Below are 23,484 nucleotides of genomic sequence, written 5' to 3' on the forward strand. Positions count from 1 at the left end.
TCAACTGCACCAGGCCACGATTCACGGTGACCCTAGCAAACACAGTGGGTCGCACGATACGCGTGTTTTCTGCAAAAAGCGATAGTCCCGACGTTCATGGGAACACGTCACCCGCTAGGCGTGACAAGGGTTGGCAGCCAATCGCGGCTAACCCCGAGCCCCCATTCAGGTTTTTCCTACCCTACACTGGGGAAATGACTGAAGCTGAAACCCCCGCTGAATACGCGCCCCCTCGCATCTGGGTGGACGCAGACGCCTGTCCCACCGTCATTCGCGACATCCTGTTCCGGGCCGCCGAACGGGTCGGGATCGAGCTGACCCTCGTCGCCAACCAGTGGATCCGCACCCCGCCATCGCGCTGGCTGCGCTCGATCCAGGTACCGCAGGGGCTGGATGTGGCCGACAGCGCCATCGTCGAGCGGGTCGCCGCCGGAGACCTGGTCGTCACGCAGGACATCCCGCTGGCTGCGCTGGTGCTGGAGAAGAAGGCCGTGGCGCTGAACCCGCGCGGCCAGCTGTACACCCCGAACAACATGGCCGAGCGGCTGTCGATGCGCAATTTCATGGAGGAACTGCGCGGCGCCGGGGTCCAGACCGGCGGACCGCCGCCCCTGGGTCCCCGCGACCGGCAGCTGTTCGCCGCCGAGCTGGACCGCTGGCTGGCGCGACGCCCGGCCCGCTGAGCGCCTGGCCGCGCTAAGCCGGAAGGCTCAGGCTGCGGCCGCTGCTGAATGCCCGTCGTTCGCCGCTCAATGGGTCGTCGAAGGCCAGGGCCCGCGCCAGCAGCTGCAGCGGCGCCTCGGCGACGTTCGGCGGACGTTGCCGAAGCTGCGGGTACAGGTCGTCACCCATGATCGGCGCCCCCAGCATGGCCATGTGCACGCGCAGTTGATGCTTGCGGCCGGTCTCCGGCAGCAGCCGGTAGCGCCAGATCGGCCCTTCGGCCTCGATCAGCTCGATCCGGCTGCGCGCATTGGGCTCACCGGGCACTTCGGACATGCGGAAGAACGGCTCGCCCGGCACCAACCGGCTGTCCCGCTGCAACGGAAACGCCAGCCCCGGCAGCGCCGGCGCCAGGGCCTCATAGGTCTTCTCGATGCGCCGCTCACGGAACAGGCGCTGGTAAGCATCGCGCGACGCTCGCTGGGTCGAGAACAGCACCAGCCCGGCCGTCAGCCGATCCAGCCGGTGCAGCGGTACCAGATCGGCATTGCCGGTGCGGGCGACCAGCCGCGCCAGCAGCGTCTCGCGCACATGCCCACCCGCAGGTGTCACCGGCAGGAAATGCGGCTTGTCGGCCACCAGCAGGTGCGCATCCAGATGGACGATGGTCTCGACAAAGGGAATCACCGGTTCGTCGGCCACCTCGCGGAAGTACTGGATCTCCCGCCCGACCTGCCAGGGCATGTCCGCAGTGAGCGCCCTGCCCTGCGCATCCAGCACACGGCCACGCGCGAAGCGATCCTGCCATTGCGCGCGCGCGATGCGCGGGAAACGTGCACACAGGCCATCCAGCAGGGTGGCCCAGGGGCCGGGCGGCAGCTGCAACCGGCTGGGCAGGCTCATGGCGTCCACTCCGGCCACAGGAAAGACCTCAAGAGTGCCACCGTTGACGGCATGCAGACAGCCCAGCCACGGACACCCCCGGAGCAAACCTCTATCATTGTCTTCTTTAGTCCACGGACCCCCCATGGCTCTTACCGCCACCATCCGCAAGGCCGAACTGCAGATCAGCGACATGGATCGCGGCTACTACGCGACCCACAACCTGACCCTGGCCCAGCATCCGTCCGAGACCGACGAGCGCCTGATGGTGCGCCTGCTCGCCTTCGCGCTGAACGCCGGCGACCGCCTGGAGTTCGGCCGCGGCCTGAGCACCGATGACGAGCCCGATCTGTGGGAACACGACTACACCGGCGACATCCTGCAGTGGATCGACCTGGGCCATCCGGACGAATCGCGCATCCGCAAGGCCAGCAACCGCAGCCGCCAGGTGCAGGTGGTCAACTATGGCGGCAACGCCTCGGAGATCTGGTGGGGCAAGCAGGGCAAGGGCCTGGCGCGCTTCGACAACCTCTCGGTGGTCGACCTCGACGGTGCCTTCGTAGAACTGTGGGGCCAGCAGATCCAGCGCGCGATGCGCTGGAGCGTGCTGATCCAGGACGGTGAAGTGCAGCTGCTCAACGATCAGATGCAGCTCGACGTGATCCCGACCTGGCGCAAGCGCGCCAAGGCATGAGCACGATCCGTTGTGACGTGGTGGTCATCGGCGCCGGCGCAGCCGGGCTCATGACCGCGATCACGGCTGGCCAGCGCGGCCGCCAGGTGCAGGTGATCGACCATGCCAACAAGGTCGGCAAGAAGATCCTGATGTCCGGCGGTGGCCGCTGCAACTTCACCAACACCGGCACCACCCCGGCCAACTTCCTGTCGGCCAACCCGCACTTCTGCAAGTCGGCGCTGGCCCGCTACACGCCCTGGCACTTCATCGAGTTGGTGCACAAGCACGGCATCGCGTATCACGAAAAGGAACTGGGGCAGCTGTTCTGCGATGTCTCCTCCAAGCAGATCGTGAAAATGCTGGTGGACGAATGCCAGGCGGCCGGCGTGCAGATCCGTACCGACTGCAGCGTGCAGCGCATCGAGCACGGCAACGATGGTTTCCGCGTGCACACCACGCACGGGCTGTTCCATTGCGCCTCGCTGGTGGTTGCCACCGGCGGCCTGTCGATTCCCAGCATGGGGGCCAGCGGCTTTGGCTATGAAGTGGCCCGCCAGTTCGGCCACCAGGTGCTGCCGACCCGCGCCGGGCTGGTGCCGCTGACCCTCAGCGGCAAGCACCAGGAACGGTTGGCCGACCTCAGCGGCGTGGCGCTACCGATCGAGGCGCGCTGCAACGGCAAGAGCTTCCAGAACTTCATGCTGCTGACCCACCGTGGCGTGAGCGGTCCGGCCATCCTGCAGATCTCTTCGTTCTGGCGGCCCGGCGATGCGCTGGAGCTGGACCTGTTGCCGGGCCAGGATGCGGGCGAGTGGCTGCGCCAGATGAAGCGCGACCGCCCCGCCGCCGAGCTGCGCACGGTGCTGGGCGAGGTACTGCCGAAGCGGCTGGCGCAGCGCCTGTGCGAGCACTGGCTGCCCGACCGCCCCGTGCGCCAGCTGGACGAGCCGGTGCTGCGCCAGGCTGCGCAGCTGCTGGGCGCATTCCCGCTGGTGGCCAGCGGCACCGAAGGCTACCGCACCGCCGAGGTCACCCTGGGCGGCGTGGACACCGCCGAAGTGTCATCCTCAACGATGGAATCCAAGCGCGTCCCCGGCCTGCACTTCGTTGGCGAGGTGCTGGACGTGACCGGCTGGCTGGGCGGCTACAACTTCCAATGGGCCTGGGCCAGCGGCCACGCAGCGGGCGGCGTGGTGTGAACCACTTCGCCGTTCCATGCGCGCAAGGGGTACGCGCATGGACGGTTCGCCGCGCATCGTGTATCTAGATTCGCAGATTGGGGAGCAGTGCATGCAGAACGCGAACGACATCACCATCCGCCTGCTGATCGTCGATGACAGCGGCGAGAATGCCGAAGCCATCGTCAGCACCCTGCGCAACAGCGGCATCGCGGTACGCCCGTGGCGCCCGCAGGATGCGGCCGAGCTGGCCCAGGTGCTGACCAGCCAGGCCATCGACCTGGTGCTGGCCTCGCCGTCGCAGGGCATTCCGCTGCAGCTGGCAGCCCAGCACATCGCCGCCAGCGGCAAGGACATCCCGCTGGTGCTGCTGGCCGAGCGCATCGACGAGGACGAACTGGTGCAGGCCAGCAGCCATGGCATCCGTGCCCTCGCCCTGCGCCAGCGCCCCGAGCACCTGCTCGCCGTGGTCCGCGACCAGTGGGTCGACCTGCAGGCACGCCGCGGCCTGCGCCGCATCGAGGCGCAGATGCGCGAGACCGAGCGCCGCTGCGACGCGCTGATCGCCTCCTCGCGCGACCCCATCGCCTACGTGCATGAAGGCATGCACATCCGCGCCAACGACGCCTATCTGGAGATGTTCGGCTACGAGCAATTCGACGACATCGAAGGCATTTCGCTGCTGGACATGGTCGCTGCCCAACACGTGGAGGGCTTCAAGCAGCTGCTGAAGGGCCTCAGCCGTGGCGAGGCGCCGCCGCCGCAGTACCAGCTCGACGCGCGCCACCAGGACGGCAGTGCGTTCCCGGCGACGATGGAATTTGCGGCGGCCACCTACGAAGGCGAGTCCTGCCTGCAGGTGGTGCTCCGCCGCCGCATGGAGTTCGACCCCGAGCTGGCACGCGAGGTCGAGGACCTGCGCCAGCGCGACCAGGTCACCGGCCTGCTCAATCGCCCGACCTTCATGCTGCAGCTGGAAAGCGCGGTGGCCCAGGCCGGGCGCAGCGAGGGCCAGTTCGGCCTGCTGCTGATCGAGCCGGACCACTACGCGCGCCTGCTGCCGGATATCGGCCTGGCCTCGGCCGATACCCTGATCGGCGCCCTCGCCGCCCTGCTGGCCGAAGTGGTTGGCGAGGACGCGCAACTGGCCCGTTTCGGCGAACACAATTTCGCCGTGCTGCAGGCCGGACCCTACGCACAGACCGTGGCGCTGGCCGAGCGCATCCGAGAAGCCTACGCCGCGCACGTCTTCAGCATCGGCGCACGCTCGGCCACGGTGACGGTCAGCATCGGTGGCGTACAGGTCGGTGAGAAGATCGCCAGCATCGGCCAGGTGCTGGCGCGCGCCAGCGAATGCACCCAGGCTGCAGCCGAGCTGGGTAACACCTGCCGCATCTTCGACCCGGCTGCCGCCGACCGTGTCGAGGAAGAGCGTGTGCAGCGCTGGGTGGCGCGCATCCGCGAGGCGCTGGCCGGCGACGGTTTCCAGCTTCACTACCAGCCGGTGCTGAACCTGCAGGGCGAACCACTGGAGCTGTACGAAGCCTATCTGCGCCTGGAAAACAATGGCGAGCTGCTGAGCCCGACCGCGTTCCTGGGCATCGCCGAGGAACACGGCCTGCTGGCCGACATCAACCGCTGGGTGGTCTCGCAGGCGATCGCGGTGCTGGGTGAACGCGCACGTGCGGGTCATGCCACCCAGGTGCTGGTGAAGGTCACGCCGGAATCGTTCGATGACCCACAGATGATCGCCACCCTGCACCGCGAACTGCAGGCACAGGGCGTGCCCGGCGAACGGCTGTGGCTGCATGCACCGGAAGCGAAGGTGTTCACCCACCTGCGCAGTGCACAGCAATTCCTTGCCGAAGTGGCGCCACTGGGCTGCCGCATCGGCCTAGAGCAGTTCGGTTCCGGGCTGGACTCGTTCCAGCTGCTGGCCCACTTCCAGCCGCAGTTCCTCAAGCTGGACCGGGGCTTCACCAGCGACCTGGCTGCCACCCGCGAGAACATCGACCGCATCAGCCAGATCACTGCGCGTGCTCAGGAAGCGGGCATCCGCACCATCGCCGAATTCGTCAGCGATGCCAACTCGATGACGCTGCTGTTCAGTGCCGGCGTGGATTACGTGCAGGGCGACTTTGTCGGCCCGGCATTGCCGGAGATGGGGTTCGAATTCGGGTAACGCCTCTCTGTAGAGCCGAGCCATGCTCGGCTGCGGGACTCAAGCGAAGAGCAGCCGAGCATGGCTCGGCTCTACACAAACCAGAAGGCCGGCTTTCGCCGGCCTTCTGCCTGATCAGGTCATGTCGACCAGGTTGCCGATCTTCACGTCCGGGTTGACGTCGGCCTCGTAGTCCACGCCCTCCACGCCAAAACCGAACAGACGCAGGAAGTCGGCCTTGTAACCGGCCAGGTCGCTGATTTCGTACAGGTTCTCGTTGGTCACCTGTGGCCACAGCGCGACCACCTTGCCCTGCACGTCTGCGGCCATTTCCTTGTAGTCCGCACGCAGGCGGCCTTCCTCATCGACCAGCGCGACGGTGTGGCCGTCGCCATCGACCAGGTCGTGGCGCAGGCGATCGACCGCCACGCCATCGGACTTGCCGCCGTAAAGGATGTCGTACAGCACGTCGAGCTGCTCGATGCAGCCTTCGTGGGTGCCCTTTTCCTTCATCACCTTGAACAGCAGCGACAGGTACAGCGGCATGGTTGGAATGGCCGAGCTGGCCTGGGTCACGACGGCCTTCAGCACCGACACGCGTGCGTCGCCGCCGATTTTCGCCAGCTTTTCGCGCAGGCCCAGCACCTTGGTGTCCAGGTCCTTCTTGGCCGCGCCGATCGAGCCATTCCAGTAGATCGCCTGGGTGATCTCTTCGCCCACGTAGGTGAAGGCCGTGGTGGTACAACCATTGGCCAGCACGCCGGCATCGGCCAGCGCATCGATCCACATCTGCCAGTCCTCGCCGCCCATCACCGCGACGGTGCCGGCGATTTCTTCCGGGGTGGCCGGCTGCAGGGTGGTCTCGGTGATCACTTCCTTGTCGGTATCCAGCCCGCGCAGGGTGATCGGCTCGCCGATCGGCTTCAGCGTGGAGCTGATGATCTCGCCGGTTTTCGGGTGCTTGCGGCGCGGCGCGGCCAGGCTGTAGACAACCTGGTCGACCTGGCCCAGATCGGCCTTGATCATTTCGATGGTCTTCGCCTTCACTTCATCGGAGAAGGCATCGCCATTGATGCTCTTGGCGTACAGGCCGGCTTCGTCGGCGTACTTGTGGAACGCGGCCGAGTTGTACCAGCCCGCGGTACCCGGCTTGGTCTCGCTGCCCGGGCGTTCGAAGAAGATGCCGAGGGTGGCAGCACCACTGCCGAAGGCAGCGGTGATGCGCGCAGCCAGGCCGTAGCCGGTGGAGGCGCCGATCACCAGCACACGCTTGGGACCGTTCTGGATCGGCGGGCGCGCACGGATGTAGTCGATCTGCTGCTTGACCGCGGCCTCGCAGCCGGTCGGGTGGGTGGTGACGCAGATGAAGCCGCGGACGCGCGGTTTGATGACCATGGATACCTCGGGTTGGCAGATGCGGCGCGCGGGGCGCTCAGCAGGAGTAAGGGCGCGCACGCGCGCGAACCGCAGGATCGTAGTGCGCGGGGGAGGATTGCACAACCGACGCTGGCGTAGGGTGGTGTTTCTTTTGCAGGGTTGCACCCTGCACCCGCAGAGGCAACGTCAACGGCAGAAGCTGGGTTCCTGTGGGTTGGCGGGGTGGGCCCGGTTGCGGGGGACGCCGTTAACCCATCCTTGGGGGCTTGGCCGCGGCATCCATGCCGCGGACACCCCCGCAACCGGACCCACCCCGCCTTTGACAGTCTTCCGCGATCTGTCGGAACAGCTCTTGGGGTCAGATCCGTTTTCCTGCGGAAAACGGATCTGACCCCGGCTTCAACAGATGTGTCGACCAAGGTCGACACCTACCGACAGCCGCGTGAACCCGTCGAAGGTGGGTCGGTGTCGGAGTGCGGGGTGTCAGCCGCATGGATGCGGCTGCCAAGCCTACACGGACGTACTTGCGGCGTCCCCGCGCTCCGACACCGCCCCGCCCACCCACGGAACGCACGCTGTTGCTGTTGCTGTTGCTGTTGCTGTTGCTGTTGCTGTTGCTGTTGCTGTTGCTGTTGCCGGCCAGCGGCCGGCACTACCGTGGGTGCAGGGCTGCAAGCCCTGCAACACAAAAAACCCCGCTTGCGCGGGGTTCTCTGTGGGTTGGGTGCAGCGCGAACGCTTACGGGCGACGGGCCAGGGCCTCAACGTCCTTCGCCTTCGGCAGCAGGTCCTGCTTGCTGACGCGCAGGAAACCGATCGTCAGCATCGGCACTGCCACCAGGATCGAGGACAGCACCACGATCACCGCACCGATCATATGCGTCTCGGCCAGGCCTTCCATCGAGCTGCCGCCGTACAGGTACAGGGCAAGCGCGGACAGGAAGAACATCACCGCAGTGATCACCGTACGCGACAGCGTCTGGTTGATCGAACGGTTCAGCACTTCCATCGAATCCACGCGCAGGCTGCGGAAGTTCTCGCGGACGCGGTCGAAGACCACGATGATGTCGTTGATCGCAAAGCCCATCACCGACAGCAGGCCGGCCAGCACGGTCAGGTCGAACTCACGGCCCAGCAGGGACACGTAAGCGACCGTCACGATCAGGTCGAACATCGCCACGATGCTGGCGGTGACCGCGAACTTCCACTCGAAGCGCACTGCGATGTAGATCAGGAAGCCGGCCAGCATGAAGATGGTGGCATACAGGCCATTCATCGCCAGGTCCTTGCCGATCTGCGGGCCCACGAACTCGTTGCGGAGCACGGTGGCCTGATTGTCGGCAGTGGACAACGCCTTCACCACGGCAGCGGCCGTGGCCTTGTCCTCGTGGGCGGCGTCGCCGGTACCCGGAGCATGCTCGCCGTGCGGGGCCAGGCGGATCAGCAGGTCGGTGTTGCCACCCACGCTCTGCACCTGGGCGCCTTCGAAGCCACTCTGCTCGAGCTTGGTGCGGACCTGCTCAACATCCACCGCCTTGTCGAAGCGGGCTTCGATCAGGGTGCCGCCGGTGAAGTCCAGCGCGTAGTTGAAGCCCTTGATGCCGATGATGGCGACCGAGGCCAGGAACACCACGATGGTGACTGCCATGGCGACATGGCGCCAGCGCATGAAGTCGATCTTGGTGTCGTTCGGGAGGATGTGCAGCGGAAACAGTTTCATTGTGCGTGTCGTCCCGTCAGATGGCCACGTTCTGGAGCTTCTTGCGACGGCCGTAGATCAGCGTCGCCAGCGCACGCGACACGGTGATCGCGGTGAACATGGAGGCGAAAATACCGATGATCATGGTCAGCGCGAAGCCCTTCAGCGGACCGGTACCGAATGCAAACAGCGCCACGCCGACGATCAGGCCGGTCAGGTTGGCGTCGAGGATGGTGCCCGAGGCACGCTCGTAACCGGTCACGATCGCCGTCTTGCCCGGCACACCTGCTCGCAGCTCTTCACGGATACGCTCGTTGATCAGCACGTTGGCGTCCACCGACAGGCCAACCGACAACGCCAGGCCGGCAAAGCCCGGCAGGGTCATGGTCGCACCGAACAGCGACATCACCGCCACGACGATCAGCAGGTTGAACAGCATCGCTGCGGAGGTGATCACACCGAACATGCGGTAGTACACGCTGAAGAACACCAGGGTGAACAGGAACGCGAACACCACCGCGCGCATGCCGTTCTTGACGTTCTCGGCGCCGAGGCTCGGGCCGACCACGCGCTCCTCGACGAAGTCCATCGGCGCAGCCAGCGAACCCGACTTCAGCAGCTTGGCCAGGTCTTCGGCTTCCTTCTTCTGCAGGCCGGTGGTCTGGAAGTTCTTGCCGAACACGCCGTTGATGTTGGCCACCGAGATCACTTCCTCGTTGACCTTGAAGCCACGCACTTCCTGGCCGTCGACGACGGTCACGGTCGGCACGCGCTCGGTGTAGACCACCGCCATCGGCTTGTTCACGTTGGCGCTGGTGAAGTCGAACATGCGCTGGCCACCGACGTTGTTCAGCGTCACGCTGACCGCCGGCGAGCCGCTGTTCGAATCGGTCACCGCCTGCGCGCCGACCATCTGGTCACCGGTGACGATCACGCGCTTGTTCAGCAGGATCGGGCCGCGGCCGTCACGCTGCTGGTAGACCTTCGCTTCCGGCGGGATGCGGCCGGAATTGATGGCGTCCTGCGCATTGCCCTCGACCACCGCACGGTACTCCAGGGTGGCGGTGGCGCCGATCATGCGCTTGGCTTCGGCGGTGTCCTGCACGCCGGGCAGCTGCACGACCACGCGGTCGGCACCCTGGCGCTGGATGATCGGCTCGGCCACGCCGAGCTGGTTCACGCGGTTGCGCAGGGTGTTGATGTTCTGCTCGATGGCACCATTGGAGATCTGCGCGATCTCGGTATCGGGCACGGTCACCGTGATGCGGTTGCCGCTGACGTCGTAGCCGAGGGTCGGCTGCGCCTTCACCAGCGCGGCGCGGGCGCGCTGCGCGGCGTCATCGCCGGCGGATGGGCTCAGGTTGGCCACGATGCTGTTATCGGCGCGGCGTTCCACAGACTGGTAGGCGATGCGCGCGTCACGCAGGGTGCTGCGCACGTCTTCGGTATAGGCATCCAGGCGCTTGTCGAGGGCAGCCTTCTGGTCGACCTGCAGCACGAAATGCACGCCGCCCTGCAGGTCCAGGCCCAGCACCATCGGGCGACCGCCGAGGTTGGCCAGCCAGTCGGGCACGGTCGAAGCCAGGTTCAGCGCCACGGTGTACTTCTCGCCGACGGTGTCACGCAGGACGTCGCTGGCAGCGGACTGCGACTTCAGGTCCGACAGGCGGACGATCAGGCTTTCCCCTTCCTTTTCGGCACCGATGGTGGCGATGCCGGCCTTTTTCAGATCGGCCAGCACACGGTCGCGCAGCGCATCGTCGATCTGCCCGCCACGGTTGGCGGTGATCTGGATGGCCGGGTCCTTCTGGTAGATGTTGGGCAGCGCGTACAGCGCGCTGAGCGCCAGTACGATCAGGATGACGACGTACTTCCAGCGTGGAAATTCGAGCATTGCTTGGGTCCCGCGCGGCGCCATCCCCGGCGCCGCGGTTGTGCTTCGGAAAGGGAGTGGCTTACTTGGCCGAATCCAGGGTGCCAGTCGGCAGCACGCTGCCGACAGCGCCCTTCTGCACGCGGATGCGCACGTTGTCGGCCACTTCGACGGTGATGAAGTGGTCGCCGATGTCGGTGACCTTGCCGGCGATGCCGCCGTTGGTCAGCACTTCATCGCCGCGCTTGATCTTCTCCAGCATGGCCTTGTGCTCCTTCTGCCGCTTCATCTGCGGGCGGATCATCAGGAAGTACATGATGGCGATCAGGATGATCGGGAACAGCAGCGTGGTCAGGCCCATGCCCTGCGGTTGGCCGCCGGCGGCCTGGGCGTGGGCGGCGGGAATCAGGAAAGCAAGCAGGTTCATCGTTGGTCCTTTGGTTGGGCGGCGCTCCCGTCCCTTGAGGGGCGGGGGTGTCGACCGCGGATCTGGGTCAGCCTTGAAGTATGCCACGGCCCCGGGCGTTCGTCCTTGGGCCGTTCGGCAGGGGGCGTCCGGGTCAGAGGGGCGGGGCCACCGCCCCGCGTGCCGCGTAGAAAGACTCACGGAAGGCCAGGAAGGTTCCCGCCTCGATGGCCGCACGGATGTCGGCCATGAGCTTTTCGTAATAGAACAGGTTGTGCAGGGTGCCCAGCATCGGCGCCAGCATCTCGTTGCAGCGGTCCAGGTGGCGCAGGTAGGAACGGGTATAGCCACCGGTGCAGGCCACGCAGCCGCAGCCCGGCTCGATTGGGTCCATGTCGCGCGCGTACTGGGAATTACGGATGCGGACGGTGCCGAACGAGGTGAAATAATGGCCGTTGCGCGCATTGCGGGTCGGCATCACGCAGTCGAACATGTCCACGCCGCGTGCCACGCCCTCGACCAGGTCCTCCGGCCGGCCCACGCCCATCAGGTAACGCGGGCGGTCGCCCGGCAGCTCCGGATCCAGGTGGTCGAGCATGGCGTTGCGCTCGTGCTCCGGCTCGCCCACGGCCAGGCCGCCGATGGCGTAGCCGTCGAAGCCGATCGCCTGCAGGGCGTCGGCCGAGCGGCTGCGCAGGTCGGTGTGCACGCCCCCCTGGACGATGCCGAACAAGGCCGCGTCGTTGCCCAGCTCGTCATGCGCGTTGCGGCTGCGCTGGGCCCAGCGCAGGCTCAGCTCCATGGAACGGCGGGCAACGTCTTCGGTGGCCGGGTACGGGGTGCACTCGTCGAAGATCATCACGATGTCCGAATCGAGCACCTTCTGGATCTTCATGCTCTCCTCGGGACCGAGGAACACCCGGGCGCCGTCGGTGGGCGAGGCAAAGGTCACGCCCTGCTCGGTGATCTTGCGTCGATGGGCCAGCGAGAACACCTGGAAACCACCGGAGTCGGTCAGGATCGGGCCATCCCAGCGGCAGAAGCCGTGCAGCCCGCCGTGGTCGGCGATGATGTCCAGGCCGGGGCGCAGGTACAGGTGGAAGGTGTTGCCGAGGATGATCTCGGCGCCCAGCGCCCGCACCTGGTCCGGCAGGATGCCCTTGACCGAGCCATAGGTCCCCACCGGCATGAAGGCCGGCGTTTCCACCGTGCCACGCGGGAAGGTCAGGCGGCCACGGCGGGCACGGCCATCGCGGGTCTGGAGCTGGAACTGCAGTCGGGACATGGAGCGGTCGTTCAGGCAAATAGTTGTCTATTGTCTCCCAAAACCGGCTCGACCGCCCATTCAGGCCTGAACGGCACGGCAGTAGAGCCACGCCATGCGTGGCTTTCCTGGTCTCCAGGCACCTGCAAGTGCGCACCAACGGTGCGCACCCACCCCAAGCAGGCAGAGGTCAGCGCCCTACCCCGCCTGCGGGAACAGCAGCATCGCGTCGCCGTAGCTGAAGAAGCGGTAGCGCTGCTCGATCGCGTGCCGGTAGGCCTCGAACACGCGGTCCTTGCCTGCAAACGCCGAGATCATCATCAGCAGCGTGCTTTCCGGCAGGTGGAAATTGGTCACCATCGCGTCGACGCTGCGGATGCGGTAGCCCGGCGTGATGAAGATCTGGGTCTCGCCGGCGAACGGCAGCAGCTCGCCATCGCGCATCGCGCTTTCCAGCGCGCGCACCACGGTGGTGCCGACGCCGATCACCCGGCCGCCGCCGCCGCGCGTGCGCCGCACCTGCCGCACCAGTTCGGCGCCGACGTTCAGCCACTCGCGGTGCATCACGTGGTCCTTCAGGTCATCGGCGCGCACCGGCTGGAAGGTGCCCGCACCCACATGCAGGGTGACGTGGCCGAACTCCACGCCCTTGTCCTTCAGCGCCGCCAGCAGCGGCTCGTCGAAATGCAGGCCGGCGGTCGGTGCAGCCACCGCGCCTACCTCGCGCGCGAACACGGTCTGGTACCGCTCGCGGTCGTCCACGCCCGGCTCGCGCTGGATGTAGGGCGGCAACGGCAGGCGGCCGGCATGCAGCAGCCACTGCTCCAGCGACTCCGGCACATGGAACTGCAGCACGTAGAACTCGCCATCGCGGCCCAGCACCTCGGCTTCGCCACCGGCATCCAGCGCGATGCGACTGCCGGCCTTCGGCGACTTGCTGGCGCCGACCTGCGCACGCGCCTGCTGACCGCCGAGCAGGCGCTCGATCAGGATCTCCACGCGGCCGCCGCTGGCCTTCTGCCCGAACAGGCGCGCCGGGATCACCCGGGTGTCGTTGAACACCAGCAGGTCGCCCGGCTGCAGCAGCGACGGCAGGTCACGCACCTGCAGGTCGGTGAAGGCGGCAGGTGCCGGCGGTACCAGCAGCAGGCGGCTGGCGGAGCGTTCGGCCAGGGGAGCCTGCGCGATCAGTTCAGCCGGCAGGTCGTAGTGGAAATCGGACTTCTTCAAGGCGGTGGGCGGCAACAGGTCGACAATGGCGCGCATTGTACGTCCAGCGTCTGCGAGCCGGCGCACTTCGCGGCGAACGTCGCGCAAAATGCTGCTATGCAGCAGGTTTCTGCGGGGTTATCGCGCAAAAAAACAAGTGCTAGCATCGAACCGGAAGTCCGCTGCACGAGCCTGCCCCAAGCGCGCGTGATGACGCGCGTTTTGCTTTTGATGGCCCGTGCGACCCATTGTTTCAGGAGATCTGCAATGAGCTTCATCGAACGCCTCGCCCCCCTGCGCAACCAGCCCGGCACCCGCCTCACCACCGGCCTGGACGATGCCACCCTGACCGCCCTGTCCGCCAACCACCCGCAGCTGATCGCCGCAGTGGACGCCGCCGCCGAGGAATTCGCGCGCGTGCAGGCCGACCTGGGGCCGCTGCTGGCGCAGGACGAACAGGCACAGATCGACGCGATGCAGGACGGATTCGTCAATTTCTATGCCGATGACGCGGTGACCCCGTACGTGGCGCTGGCCGCGCGCGGCCCATGGGTGGTCACCCTGAAGGGCGCCGTGCTGTACGACGCCGGCGGCTACGGCATGCTCGGCTTCGGGCACACCCCGGACGCCGTGCTGGAGGCCATGGCGCGCCCACAGGTGATGGCCAACATCATGACCCCCAGCCTGTCGCAGCAGCGCTTCATCACCGCCCTGCGCGCCGAGATCGGCCACCGCCGTGGCGGCTGCCCGTTCGCCCGTTTCATGTGCCTGAATTCCGGCTCCGAAGCCGTCGGCCTGGCCGCGCGCATCGCCGACGTCAACGCCAAGCTGCAGACCGATCCTGGCGCACGTCACGCCGGCGCTACGATCAAGCGCGTGGTGGTCAAGGGCAGCTTCCATGGCCGTACCGACCGCCCTGCCCTCTATTCGGATTCCAGCCGCAAGAGCTACATGCAGCACCTGGCCAGCTACCGTGGCGAGGACTCGGTGATCACCGTGGCGCCTTACGACGAGGCCGGCCTGCGCAAGGTGTTCGAGGATGCTGCACGCAACCAATGGTTCATCGAAGCCGTATTCCTGGAGCCGGTGATGGGCGAAGGCGACCCGGGCCGTTCGGTGCCGCCGTCGTTCTATGCCGTTGCCCGTGAGCTGACCCGTGCGCATGGCAGCCTGCTGCTGCTCGACTCGATCCAGGCCGGCCTGCGCGCGCATGGCGTGCTGTCGGTGGTCGATTACCCGGGCTTTGAAGGCCTTGACCCGCCGGACATGGAGACCTATTCCAAGGCGCTCAACGCCGCGCAGTACCCGCTGTCGGTGCTGGCGGTGACCGAGCATGCTGCGCAGCTGTACCGCAAGGGCATCTACGGCAACACCATGACCAGCAACCCGCGTGCGCTGGACGTCGCCTGCGCCACCCTGGCGCAGCTGACCCCACAAGTACGCGCCAACATCGCCGAGCGCGGTGCCGAGGCCGTGCGCAAGCTGGAACAGCTCAAGAGCGAGCTGGGCGGCCTGATCACCAAGGTGCAGGGCACCGGGCTGCTGTTCTCGTGCGAGCTGGCCCCGCAGTTCAAGTGTTATGGCGCCAACTCCACCGAGGAATGGCTGCGCCAGCACGGCATCAACGTGATTCACGGTGGTGAGAACTCGCTGCGCTTCACCCCGCACTTCGGCATGGACAGCCAGGAGCTGGACCTGCTGGTGGCCATGGTGGGCCGTGCCCTGCGTGAAGGCCCGCGCCGCGAGCAGGCCGCGGCGGCGTAAGCCGTCGCTTACGTAGAGCCGAGCCCATGCTCGGCTGGCCTTTGCCGTGATCTGGACGAAGCGCAGCCGAGCCCGGAACCATCCCCCCGGAACGGAGGGCTCCGCGCGCATTGCGATGCGAGGTTTGCAATGGCACCGCCGGTTAAACGCGGCGCGGCTCGGCGCTACAGAAGGCCTGTCAAGGCCTCATAATCCACTGACACCCCGTCTCTGACCGCCCTGCGGTCGGCGACGGGGCGTTTTCGTTTCCGGCCAAGAGACAGGAAGATCCATGAAATCGATCTGTGTGTACTGTGGTTCCAACGCTGGCAGCAAGCCGGCCTATACCGAACGCGCCATTGCACTGGGCGACCGCATTGCCCGCGATGGCCTGCGCCTGGTGTATGGCGGCGGCAACGTTGGCCTGATGGGTACCGTGGCCAACGCCGTGCTCGCCGCTGGCGGCGAGGTGACCGGCGTGATCCCGCGCCAGCTGGCCGACTGGGAAGTGGCCCACCGTGGCCTGACCGAACTGGAGATCGTCGGCTCGATGCATGAGCGCAAGTCGCGCATGTTCGACCTCGCCGATGGCTTCGTTGCCCTGCCCGGTGGCTTCGGCACCATGGAAGAGATCTTCGAGATGCTGACCTGGCGCCAGCTTGGCATCGGCAACAAGCCGTGCGCGTTCCTCGATGTGGAAGGTTTCTACGCGCCGCTGATCGGCATGATCGACCGCATGGTGGAAGAGCGTTTCCTGCATCCGGACCAGCGCCAGGACCTCTGGTACGGCTCGGACATCGAGGAAATGCTGGTGTGGATGCAGAACTACCAGCCGGCGCAGGCCTCGAAGTGGATCGACGAGAAACGTCGCTCGGCTCTGCGCTGAAGCGAACCGTCGCGGTGGCTCACGCCAGCGTCCGTGCCCACGGTGCGGGACGGCCCAGCAGGTATCCCTGGCCATAGTCGCAACCGAGTTCGCGCAGTGTCTGCCGCTGCGCCTCGGTCTCGATGCCTTCGCCAATGGTTTCGATGCCCAGGGTGCGGGCCAGTGACAGCACGCCTTCGACCAGCGCGCGCGTGCTCTGCACTTCCGGCCCGTGCAGGCCGGCGATGAAACTCTGGTCGATCTTCAATGTACTGATCGGGAATCGGTGCAGGTAGGACAGCGCAGAGAAGCCGGTACCAAAGTCGTCCAGCTGCACCTGGATGCCACGCTCGCGCAGGCCCTGCAGGATGCGCAGCGTGTGCGGCGCATCGTCCAGCAGCGCGACCTCGGTAATCTCCAGCCGCAGCCGGCGCGGATCGGCGCCACACGCGTCGAGCAGGCCGAACAGGCGGTCGCTGAACTCGGCCGAGCGGAAATGGCGCGGCGAAACGTTCACCGAGACATAGCTCTGCCCACCTTCGGCCAGGCGCGCGATGACCTGCTCGTAGATCAGCCAGTCGACCTGTTCGATCAGGCCGCTTTCCTCTCCCAGCTCCAGGAACGCGCCGGGCAACAGCAGGCCACGACGCTCGTGCTGCCAGCGGAGCAATGCCTCATGTCCCACCACTTCGCCATCGGACAGGCGCACGATCGGCTGGAAGAACGGAACGAAATCACGGTTGTTGATCGCGCGCCGCAGATCGGCTTCCAGGTCGAGGCTGCGCATGGCCTGTTCACGCATGTCCTCGTCGAAGATCGCGCAGCGGTCATGGCCCTGCGCCTTGGCCCGGTACATCGCCGCGTCCGCATCACGCAGCAGCTCCTCGCCGGTACGGTAGCGCGGATTCCACAGCGCGATGCCCAGGCTGCCGGACGGGAACAGTTCGCGGCCGGCGATCCACATCGACTCCTGCAGTGCCAGCAGCAGGCGCTGGCCGAAATCCAGTGCCTGTGCCAGGCCCTGCGGGCATTGCAGCAGTACCGCGAATTCATCACCGCCCAGCCGTGCCACCACATCATCGGCACCGGCCATCGATACGATGCGCTTGGCCACCTCCACCAGCATGCGGTCACCCGCGGCGTGGCCGATGCTGTCGTTGACCAGCTTGAAGCGATCCAGGTCGAGGAACAGCACGGCGAACACCGGCCCACCCTCGCGCTTGGCCAGCGCCAGCGCATCCTGCAGGCGATCGAGCAGGTGCAGCCGGTTGGGCAGGCCGGTCAGCGCATCGTGCATGGCCTGATGGGTCAGGCGTTGCTCGGCCCGCAGGCGCTCGCCGATCTGGCCGAGCAACTTCTCGTTGACCTCGGCCAGCTCACGCGTGCGTTCCTCCACGCGCTTTTCCAGTTCGGCATGCGCCAAACGCAGCCGTTGCTGGTCGCGCTGGCGCGCCAACCCGGTTCCGATGTTCTGCGCAACGAACGTCAACAGCCGCTGATCGTGCACGCTGAACGTACTGTTCTCGCTGTAACTCTGCACCACGATCGCACCGACCACCTCGTCATCGCGCAGCAGCGGCACGCCCAGCCAGCAATGCGAGCGCGCGCCGGATTCACGCACCTCCCCACTGGCCAGCAGCGCATCGATCTGGGCGCGTGAGGCCAGCAGGGGCCGCCGGTTGCGCACCACGTATTCGGTCAGGCCGCGACTGAACGGACGAGGTGCACGGCTGGCATTGTGCTCGTCCACCGAATAGACGAAGTCCAGGCCGTTGCCGCTTACGTTCACCAGCGCGATATAGAAGTTGCGCGCATCGAGCAGGCGCCCGACCACGCCATGCACCTGCCCGTAGAACTGGGCCAGGCTGTCGGCCGACATCGCCATTTCGGCAATGTTGTACAGCGCGGTCTGCAGTTGCTCGGCGCGCCGGCGCTCGGTTACTTCGTCCTGCAGGCTGTGGTTGGCGCGCTGCAGTTCCAGCGTACGCCGCTCCACCTGTTGCTCCAGCCGGACCTGCGCCTGGCGCCGATCCATCGCAGTCTGCACGTGCTGCGCGACAAAGCCCAGCAACGCCCGCTCGGCCTCGCCATAACGGGCCGCCAGCTCATAGCTCTGCACCACGATCGCGCCGCATACCCGGCCATCGCGCAGCATCGGCACACCCAGCCAGTCCAGGCTTTCGGGGCCACGCTGCGGGTCGTGCTCCTGCTCGACCACGCGCGCCAGCAGTTCGCGCGAGGGTCCGCTGAGCGGCTTGCCATGGCGCAGCAGCGCGACGGTCAAGCTGCGCGGCATCTCGGCGGCGTCATGGCTCTGCGTCGGGTCGGCGACGAAATCGTCGACCTGGTCGGCGAAGTACAGGAAGCGGATCTGGTCACGCACATCATCGTATTCAACGATGTAGCAGTTCTCGGCATACATCAGCGTGCCGAGCACGCCGTGCACGTGACGCAGCATCTCCGACATTTCCAGATCGGCGCCGGCCAGATCGGCGATCTGGAACAGCGCCTGCTGCAACCGTTCAGCTTCTTCCAGCGCCTTGATCTGCCCGGCCTGGCGGCCACGCTGCAGCGCCAGTTCCATGGCCTGACGGGCCAGCCCCCACCACGCCGCGGAAGGCACGGCGCCTTCCACCGACAACTGCAGGCGTGCACCGTCATGTTCCCAGCCATGGGAGCCCTCGCCGATGCCCGGCGCAGTGAACGCGCCTGCCGCCCCGTCGGCCGGCCACCCGCCCTGACCACGCCCGAGCTGCGGGTCGTCCCAGCCGACGCGGACCAAGGCCGTTTCCGGCAAAAGCGCATGCAACGCGCGCACCAGCGCCGTGCTCAGCACGGCCTCGTGTTGTGGCCCTTCCGCCGGTTCAGCATGCGTGGACAAATGACAATCTCTTGGCGCCGTCGATGCGTCGCCTCCCCTGAGCCGACGAGCATAGCGCGCCACCCGGGGGGCAATGGAAGCCCGTAAACCCCGAATCGTGCGCCCGTACGTTTTTCCTGCCGTCCGCAGCCTCTTCCGAGCCATGACCCTCGCCCTGCCCGCCCCTGCCACCGGCTATGCGCCATCGCCTGCAGGCCTTACCCTGTACGCCGTGGAAGCCAGCGCACTGCCAACCGATGAAGCCTTGATGCTGGCCTGGGCCGGCGGCGACCTGCACGCGTTCGAAAGCCTGTATGCGCGCCATCGCAAGCGACTGTTCGGTTTCCTGCTGCGCCAACTGCGCGACAACGCGCTGGCCGAGGAGATCTTCCAGGACGTCTGGCAGCGGGTGATCAGCGCCCGTGCCGGGTGGCAGCCCGAAGCAGCGTTCAGCACCTGGCTGTTCCGCATCGCCCACAACCGCCTGAACGACCATTGGCGCGCCGCCCGCCATCGCCCTGCCGCGCCGGCCGACGCCGACCTGCGCCTGGCCGCGATCGAGGACGGGCAGACCCCGGAAGCCGAGCTTTCCGAATTCGAACAACGTCGCCGCATCCAGCTGGCGATGGAGCAATTGCCGCCCGAGCAGCGCGAAGTGCTGCAACTGCGGCTGGATCAGGAACTGAGCCTGGAGGAGATCGGCCAGATCACCGGCGTAGGCCGGGAAACCGTGAAATCGCGGCTGCGCTATGCGATGGACAAGCTGCGTGCGGGATTGAACGCATGAACCGAGACGAACCGCTGACGCCGGAAGAACGCGAGCTGGCCCGGCTGCTCGGCCGTCGCGCCGAGCAGGCACCACCGGCCGCACTGGACGCCGCCATCCTGGCCGCGGCGCGTGCCGCGGTTGACGCTCCGGGTACCGATGTTGCTGCCTCTCCCGAGGCGCCGCGCAAGCAGCGCACAGGCCCGCGTTGGCCAGCGGTGTTCGGCATCGCCGCTTCGATGGTGTTCGCCATCGGCATCGCCTGGCAGCTGCGTCCTGAACCGCCACCGGTTCCGGCGGGCGAGACTGCTGTTGCCGCAGCACCGGCTGCGGCAGAAGACGTCGCGGCTGCCGATCAGGCCGCTGGAAGTGGTTCAGCCGACAGCGCAGTGGCGGTTGTGGAACCGGCCGCTGCTCCGGCAGCACCCGAGTCCGCCCCTGTTTCCGCTGCCCCGGCACCGGCCATCGCGCGTGCGCACAAGCCTGCGCCGGCCAAGACCGCTGAAGCGCCGGCCCAGGCTGCACGGTCCATGGCCGCGGATGCGGCCGCCGACACCTCCTTTGCGGCGCTCCCGCCCGCTCCGGCTGCAGCACCGCCAGCGCCACCTGCACCGGCCGCCTACTCGGCACCCGCACCCGAACCGGCATTCGCGCCAGCAGCGTCCGGGGCAATGAAAGCACGCACGACCACGGCACCGGCAACCAATGCCGCCGAGGCCGAGCGGACGCAGGCGCTGGATCGGGTGGAGATCACCTCGATGAAGCGTGAGGCGCCCAGCCGTTCCGCACCGGGCATCATGCGCCGCGGCAGCGACGCGGGCCTGAGCGCGGATGCCGTGCAGGCCGAGGTGGACGCCGACGCGCGACTGCCGCGCCGGCAGTGGCTGCAGAAGATCCGCGCGCGACGCGACGACGGCCAGCGCGATCTGGCCCGCGCCAGCCTGGAGCGCTACGTGCAGCAGTATCCGGAAGCCCGCCTGCCGCGCGACCTGCGCCCGTTGCTGGACGACTGAAGCAGAACGTGACCTCCGGCGACCCCGTAGAATGACGGGAATGCTCGATACCCTCGCCCAGCCTGTCAGCCACACGCTGGAAGTCAAACACAGTCGTTTCATCGCCCATGCTGCGCCGATCGACAGCGCCGCAGCGGCCATGGCGATCCTGCAGCAGGTTGCAGCAGCCGACGCGACCCACAACTGCTGGGCCTACCGGTACGGCCAGGACTACCGCTCCAGCGATGATGGCGAGCCCGCTGGAACGGCCGGACGACCGATCCTGGCGGCAATCGATGGCCAGGGTTTCGACCGTGTGATGGTGGTGGTGACGCGCTGGTTCGGCGGCATCAAGCTGGGCGCCGGTGGACTGGTGCGCGCCTACGGTGGCGCTGCCGCCGAGTGCCTGCGCACCGCCCCCCGCCTGCCCCTGGTGGCGATGGCCCGGCTGCAGCTGCTGGCCGGCTTCGAGGACCTGGGCATCCTGCACGCCACCCTGCCCGCCTTCGGCGCCGGGAAACTCGATGAACAGTTCGATGCCAACGGCGTGTGCCTGCGGGCCGAATTGCCGGCCGATCAGGTCGATGCATTGAAAATCCGCCTGCGCGACGCCACCCGTGACCGTATCCGCATACAAGACGACAACCAGGATGACTGACAAGGACGACGCCCCTGCCTCGACCCCGCCGCTGCGCCGCCTTGGCAGCCTGCGGACGTTGTGGCCGTTCGTGCGCCGCCACAGCGGGTTGTTCACCGCCTGGCTGCTTGCCCTGGCGGTCTCTTCGGCCGCCACGCTGAGCCTGCCCCCCGCCGTGAAGCAGATGATCGACCACGGCTTCACCAGCGGTGGCCAGATCAACCGTGCCTTCGCCCTGCTGATGCTGGTGGCGGTGGTGCTGGCACTGGCGACGGCCGCACGGTTCTTCTTCGTGTCGCTGCTGGGCGAGAAGGTCGTCGCCGACCTGCGCAGCCGCCTGTATGCACACCTGATCCAGCTCGGCGCCGGTTTCCACGACCGCAGCCGCAGCGGCGAACTGGTCTCGCGCCTGACCGCCGACAGCGAACTGCTGCGCAGCGTGGTCGGCTCGACCATGTCGGTCGCCCTGCGCAGCAGCGTAACCGTGGTCGGCAGCCTGGCGATGCTGTTCGTCACCAGCCCGCGGCTGGCCGCGTGGTCACTGCTCGGCATCCCGCTGGCGGTGCTGCCGATCATCGTCGGCGCGCGCAAGCTGCGTACGGTTGCGCGCAGCAGCCAGGACCGCATCGCCGATGCCAACAGCCTGGCCAGCGAGACGCTGGGCGCCGTGCGCACGGTGCAGGCGCATGCGCGCGAGCCCTATGAGCGCGGGCGCTTTGACAAGGCGCTGGGCGATGCCATCGGTGCCGCACGCCGGCGCATCGGTGCGCAATCGCTGGTTACCGCCAGTGCCATCCTGTTGGTGTTTGGCGCCATCGTTGGCGTGCTGTGGCTGGGCGCGCACGATGTCATCGACGGCCGCCTCAGTGCCGGCACGCTGGGCCAGTTCGTGTTGTACGCGCTGATCGGCGGCGGCTCGGTGGGCGCCCTGGCCGAAGTGTGGAACGAGCTGCAGCGTGCGGCCGGTGGCATGGGCCGTATCGGCGAGCTGCTGCAGGAAGACATCGAGATCCGTGCGCCGGCGCAGCCGCACGCACTGCCGCAACCGCTACGCGGCGAAATCCAGTTCGACGACGTGGTGTTCCACTACCCGCAGCGCCCGGACCAGGCCGCGCTGGACCACTTCAACCTGCATGTCCGCCCGGGTGAGACCGTGGCCCTGGTCGGCCCGTCGGGCGCAGGCAAGAGCACGGTCCTGTCGATGCTGCTGCGCTTCCACGATCCGGCCAGCGGCCGCATCTGCGTGGATGGCATCGACGTGCGCCAGGTCGATCCGGCCGAGCTGCGCGCGCAGCTGGCACTGGTACCGCAGCAGCCGACGCTGTTCGCAGCCAGTGCACGCGACAACATCCGCTACGGCAGGCTGCAGGCCAGCGACGCCGAGGTCGAGGACGCCGCACGTGCAGCAGAGGCCGATGGCTTCCTGCGGGCATTGCCACAAGGCTACGACAGTGAACTGGGCGAGCGCGGCGCACGCCTGTCCGGTGGCCAGCAGCAGCGCGTGGCGATCGCCCGCGCGTTGCTGAAGGATGCGCCGATCCTGCTGCTCGATGAGGCCACCAGCGCACTGGATGCGCAGAGCGAGCATGGCGTGCAGCAGGCACTTGAGCGGCTGATGGCCGGTCGCACCACGCTGGTCATCGCCCACCGCCTGGCCACCGTGCTCAAGGCCGACCGCATCGTGGTGATGGACCAGGGCCGCATCGTCGCCGAAGGTACCCATGCGCAGCTGCTGGCCGAAGGCGGACTTTACGCTGAACTGGCACGACTGCAGTTCATCGATTGATGACGGCCGGCTAACATCGGCAAGACCAAGCTGGCCCCGCACCCGCAGCATCCGCTGAAGGAGGTACGCGATGTCGTTCCGTCAGTTCCCCGCCGTCGACAGTAATGGCGAAAGCCACATCATCATCGAATTCAAGCCCGAGGCGAACGGCAGCGGGCACCACTCCGAAGCCACGCCGCGCTATGAGCTGGATGACGGGCGCCAGCTGGTGCGCAATGGGCGTGAGTTCACCACCAGTGGTGGTGAACTGCGGTTGACGATTTGAGGTTCGCCGGGCATGGCCCGGCGCTACCGGATTTCGTATCGCCCCGCTCTGGTAGGTGTCGACCTTGGTCGACACGCTTTTTGCCAAGGGCGGTCGGGCATGACTCGACGCTACAAAATGCGTGATCAATTTTTGACCAACCATCTTGACAGCCTTCGCTGCCAAGGCCTGAACGAGGTTAT

Annotated in this window: 19 protein-coding genes; 11 read left to right on the forward strand and 8 right to left on the reverse strand. The window is 67.0% G+C overall.

The genetic code is table 11. The annotated features are described in order from the left end of the window. Nucleotides 1–194 precede the first annotated feature (194 nt). On the forward strand, nucleotides 195–683 hold the full coding sequence (locus AC5P74_RS14095; RefSeq protein WP_111097299.1) for a YaiI/YqxD family protein: 489 nt from the start codon (nucleotides 195–197) through the stop codon (nucleotides 681–683). A gap of 13 nt (nucleotides 684–696) precedes the next feature. Here AC5P74_RS14095 and AC5P74_RS14100 read toward each other — a convergent pair whose 3' ends face one another. Then, nucleotides 697–1,566, reverse strand: a complete 870-nt coding sequence (locus tag AC5P74_RS14100) for a pseudouridine synthase (protein ID WP_171958455.1) — start codon at nucleotides 1,564–1,566, stop codon at nucleotides 697–699. Nucleotides 1,567–1,690: 124 nt separating this feature from the next. Between AC5P74_RS14100 and AC5P74_RS14105 the strand changes: the two genes are divergently transcribed. The 3 genes from AC5P74_RS14105 (at nucleotide 1,691) to AC5P74_RS14115 (ending at nucleotide 5,581) form a co-directional block, all read left to right on the forward strand. Then, nucleotides 1,691–2,239 carry a YaeQ family protein gene (locus tag AC5P74_RS14105; protein WP_005416207.1) on the forward strand — a complete coding sequence of 183 codons (549 nt, stop codon included), beginning with the start codon at nucleotides 1,691–1,693 and terminating at the stop codon, nucleotides 2,237–2,239. Then, nucleotides 2,236–3,420, forward strand: a complete 1,185-nt coding sequence (locus tag AC5P74_RS14110) for a BaiN/RdsA family NAD(P)/FAD-dependent oxidoreductase (protein WP_206620129.1) — start codon at nucleotides 2,236–2,238, stop codon at nucleotides 3,418–3,420. The genes AC5P74_RS14105 and AC5P74_RS14110 overlap by 4 nt, the downstream gene beginning before the upstream one ends. Before the next feature lie 91 nt (nucleotides 3,421–3,511). After that, entirely contained in the window at nucleotides 3,512–5,581 is a 2,070-nt protein-coding gene (locus AC5P74_RS14115; protein ID WP_005416205.1) for an EAL domain-containing response regulator, read from the forward strand. 114 nt (nucleotides 5,582–5,695) lie between these two features. Here AC5P74_RS14115 and fabV read toward each other — a convergent pair whose 3' ends face one another. The 6 genes from fabV to queA form a co-directional block, all read right to left on the reverse strand. Next, nucleotides 5,696–6,955 (reverse strand): enoyl-ACP reductase FabV, encoded by a 1,260-nt coding sequence (gene fabV, locus AC5P74_RS14120; protein WP_005416204.1) that lies wholly within the window; start codon nucleotides 6,953–6,955, stop codon nucleotides 5,696–5,698. 721 nt (nucleotides 6,956–7,676) lie between these two features. Then, nucleotides 7,677–8,657 (reverse strand): protein translocase subunit SecF, encoded by a 981-nt coding sequence (gene secF / locus AC5P74_RS14125; RefSeq protein ID WP_065185182.1) that lies wholly within the window; start codon nucleotides 8,655–8,657, stop codon nucleotides 7,677–7,679. 16 nt (nucleotides 8,658–8,673) lie between these two features. Beyond that, nucleotides 8,674–10,530: a protein translocase subunit SecD gene (secD, locus tag AC5P74_RS14130; protein WP_053501057.1), complete on the reverse strand. Its 1,857-nt coding sequence runs from the start codon at nucleotides 10,528–10,530 to the stop codon at nucleotides 8,674–8,676. 61 nt (nucleotides 10,531–10,591) lie between these two features. Beyond that, nucleotides 10,592–10,936, reverse strand: coding sequence for a preprotein translocase subunit YajC (yajC, locus tag AC5P74_RS14135; RefSeq protein WP_005416201.1), 345 nt, complete (start codon nucleotides 10,934–10,936; stop codon nucleotides 10,592–10,594). A 133-nt stretch (nucleotides 10,937–11,069) separates the two neighbouring features. Next, nucleotides 11,070–12,200: a tRNA guanosine(34) transglycosylase Tgt gene (tgt, locus tag AC5P74_RS14140; RefSeq protein ID WP_014646826.1), complete on the reverse strand. Its 1,131-nt coding sequence runs from the start codon at nucleotides 12,198–12,200 to the stop codon at nucleotides 11,070–11,072. 177 nt (nucleotides 12,201–12,377) lie between these two features. Continuing rightward, a complete protein-coding gene (gene queA, locus AC5P74_RS14145; RefSeq protein ID WP_346608103.1) occupies nucleotides 12,378–13,445 on the reverse strand; it encodes a tRNA preQ1(34) S-adenosylmethionine ribosyltransferase-isomerase QueA in 1,068 nt (355 codons plus the stop codon). 210 nt (nucleotides 13,446–13,655) lie between these two features. Between queA and AC5P74_RS14150 the strand changes: the two genes are divergently transcribed. Beyond that, entirely contained in the window at nucleotides 13,656–15,152 is a 1,497-nt protein-coding gene (locus AC5P74_RS14150; protein ID WP_005416198.1) for an aminotransferase class III-fold pyridoxal phosphate-dependent enzyme, read from the forward strand. 271 nt (nucleotides 15,153–15,423) lie between these two features. After that, nucleotides 15,424–16,017: an LOG family protein gene (locus AC5P74_RS14155; protein ID WP_005416197.1), complete on the forward strand. Its 594-nt coding sequence runs from the start codon at nucleotides 15,424–15,426 to the stop codon at nucleotides 16,015–16,017. A gap of 19 nt (nucleotides 16,018–16,036) precedes the next feature. Here the strand turns inward: AC5P74_RS14155 and AC5P74_RS14160 are convergent, their stop codons facing one another. Then, nucleotides 16,037–18,877 carry a bifunctional diguanylate cyclase/phosphodiesterase gene (locus tag AC5P74_RS14160; protein ID WP_346608102.1) on the reverse strand — a complete coding sequence of 947 codons (2,841 nt, stop codon included), beginning with the start codon at nucleotides 18,875–18,877 and terminating at the stop codon, nucleotides 16,037–16,039. 247 nt (nucleotides 18,878–19,124) lie between these two features. Between AC5P74_RS14160 and AC5P74_RS14165 the strand changes: the two genes are divergently transcribed. The 5 genes from AC5P74_RS14165 (at nucleotide 19,125) to AC5P74_RS14185 (ending at nucleotide 23,302) form a co-directional block, all read left to right on the forward strand. After that, a complete protein-coding gene (locus tag AC5P74_RS14165) occupies nucleotides 19,125–19,643 on the forward strand; it encodes an RNA polymerase sigma factor (protein WP_229298559.1) in 519 nt (172 codons plus the stop codon). Beyond that, nucleotides 19,640–20,635 carry a hypothetical protein gene (locus AC5P74_RS14170; RefSeq protein WP_346608101.1) on the forward strand — a complete coding sequence of 332 codons (996 nt, stop codon included), beginning with the start codon at nucleotides 19,640–19,642 and terminating at the stop codon, nucleotides 20,633–20,635. Before AC5P74_RS14165 ends, AC5P74_RS14170 begins: the two co-directional genes overlap by 4 nt. 40 nt (nucleotides 20,636–20,675) lie before the next feature. Further along, entirely contained in the window at nucleotides 20,676–21,272 is a 597-nt protein-coding gene (locus AC5P74_RS14175) for an IMPACT family protein (protein WP_005416193.1), read from the forward strand. Continuing rightward, nucleotides 21,265–23,037 (forward strand): ABC transporter transmembrane domain-containing protein, encoded by a 1,773-nt coding sequence (locus tag AC5P74_RS14180; protein ID WP_053500873.1) that lies wholly within the window; start codon nucleotides 21,265–21,267, stop codon nucleotides 23,035–23,037. The genes AC5P74_RS14175 and AC5P74_RS14180 overlap by 8 nt, the downstream gene beginning before the upstream one ends. Nucleotides 23,038–23,107: 70 nt before the next feature. Next, entirely contained in the window at nucleotides 23,108–23,302 is a 195-nt protein-coding gene (locus AC5P74_RS14185) for a hypothetical protein (RefSeq protein ID WP_005416191.1), read from the forward strand. Nucleotides 23,303–23,484 lie beyond the last annotated feature (182 nt).

It is taken from the genome of Stenotrophomonas sp. YJH_SMC_94-11, assembly GCF_059370435.1.

Bases quoted from the DNA above. Each gene is read 5' to 3' on its own strand.
- yajC (WP_005416201.1), bottom strand. From the start codon at position 10,936: ATGAACCTGCTTGCTTTCCTGATTCCCGCCGCCCACGCCCAGGCCGCC.
- fabV (WP_005416204.1), bottom strand. From the start codon at position 6,955: ATGGTCATCAAACCGCGCGTCCGCGGCTTCATCTGCGTCACCACCCAC.
- AC5P74_RS14185 (WP_005416191.1), top strand. From the start codon at position 23,108: ATGTCGTTCCGTCAGTTCCCCGCCGTCGACAGTAATGGCGAAAGCCAC.
- AC5P74_RS14155 (WP_005416197.1), top strand. From the start codon at position 15,424: ATGAAATCGATCTGTGTGTACTGTGGTTCCAACGCTGGCAGCAAGCCG.
- AC5P74_RS14165 (WP_229298559.1), top strand. From the start codon at position 19,125: ATGCTGGCCTGGGCCGGCGGCGACCTGCACGCGTTCGAAAGCCTGTAT.
- AC5P74_RS14170 (WP_346608101.1), top strand. From the start codon at position 19,640: ATGAACCGAGACGAACCGCTGACGCCGGAAGAACGCGAGCTGGCCCGG.
- AC5P74_RS14175 (WP_005416193.1), top strand. From the start codon at position 20,676: ATGCTCGATACCCTCGCCCAGCCTGTCAGCCACACGCTGGAAGTCAAA.
- AC5P74_RS14105 (WP_005416207.1), top strand. From the start codon at position 1,691: ATGGCTCTTACCGCCACCATCCGCAAGGCCGAACTGCAGATCAGCGAC.
- AC5P74_RS14115 (WP_005416205.1), top strand. From the start codon at position 3,512: ATGCAGAACGCGAACGACATCACCATCCGCCTGCTGATCGTCGATGAC.
- AC5P74_RS14110 (WP_206620129.1), top strand. From the start codon at position 2,236: ATGAGCACGATCCGTTGTGACGTGGTGGTCATCGGCGCCGGCGCAGCC.
- secD (WP_053501057.1), bottom strand. From the start codon at position 10,530: ATGCTCGAATTTCCACGCTGGAAGTACGTCGTCATCCTGATCGTACTG.
- queA (WP_346608103.1), bottom strand. From the start codon at position 13,445: ATGCGCGCCATTGTCGACCTGTTGCCGCCCACCGCCTTGAAGAAGTCC.
- tgt (WP_014646826.1), bottom strand. From the start codon at position 12,200: ATGTCCCGACTGCAGTTCCAGCTCCAGACCCGCGATGGCCGTGCCCGC.
- AC5P74_RS14100 (WP_171958455.1), bottom strand. From the start codon at position 1,566: ATGAGCCTGCCCAGCCGGTTGCAGCTGCCGCCCGGCCCCTGGGCCACC.
- AC5P74_RS14095 (WP_111097299.1), top strand. From the start codon at position 195: ATGACTGAAGCTGAAACCCCCGCTGAATACGCGCCCCCTCGCATCTGG.
- AC5P74_RS14180 (WP_053500873.1), top strand. From the start codon at position 21,265: ATGACTGACAAGGACGACGCCCCTGCCTCGACCCCGCCGCTGCGCCGC.
- secF (WP_065185182.1), bottom strand. From the start codon at position 8,657: ATGAAACTGTTTCCGCTGCACATCCTCCCGAACGACACCAAGATCGAC.
- AC5P74_RS14150 (WP_005416198.1), top strand. From the start codon at position 13,656: ATGAGCTTCATCGAACGCCTCGCCCCCCTGCGCAACCAGCCCGGCACC.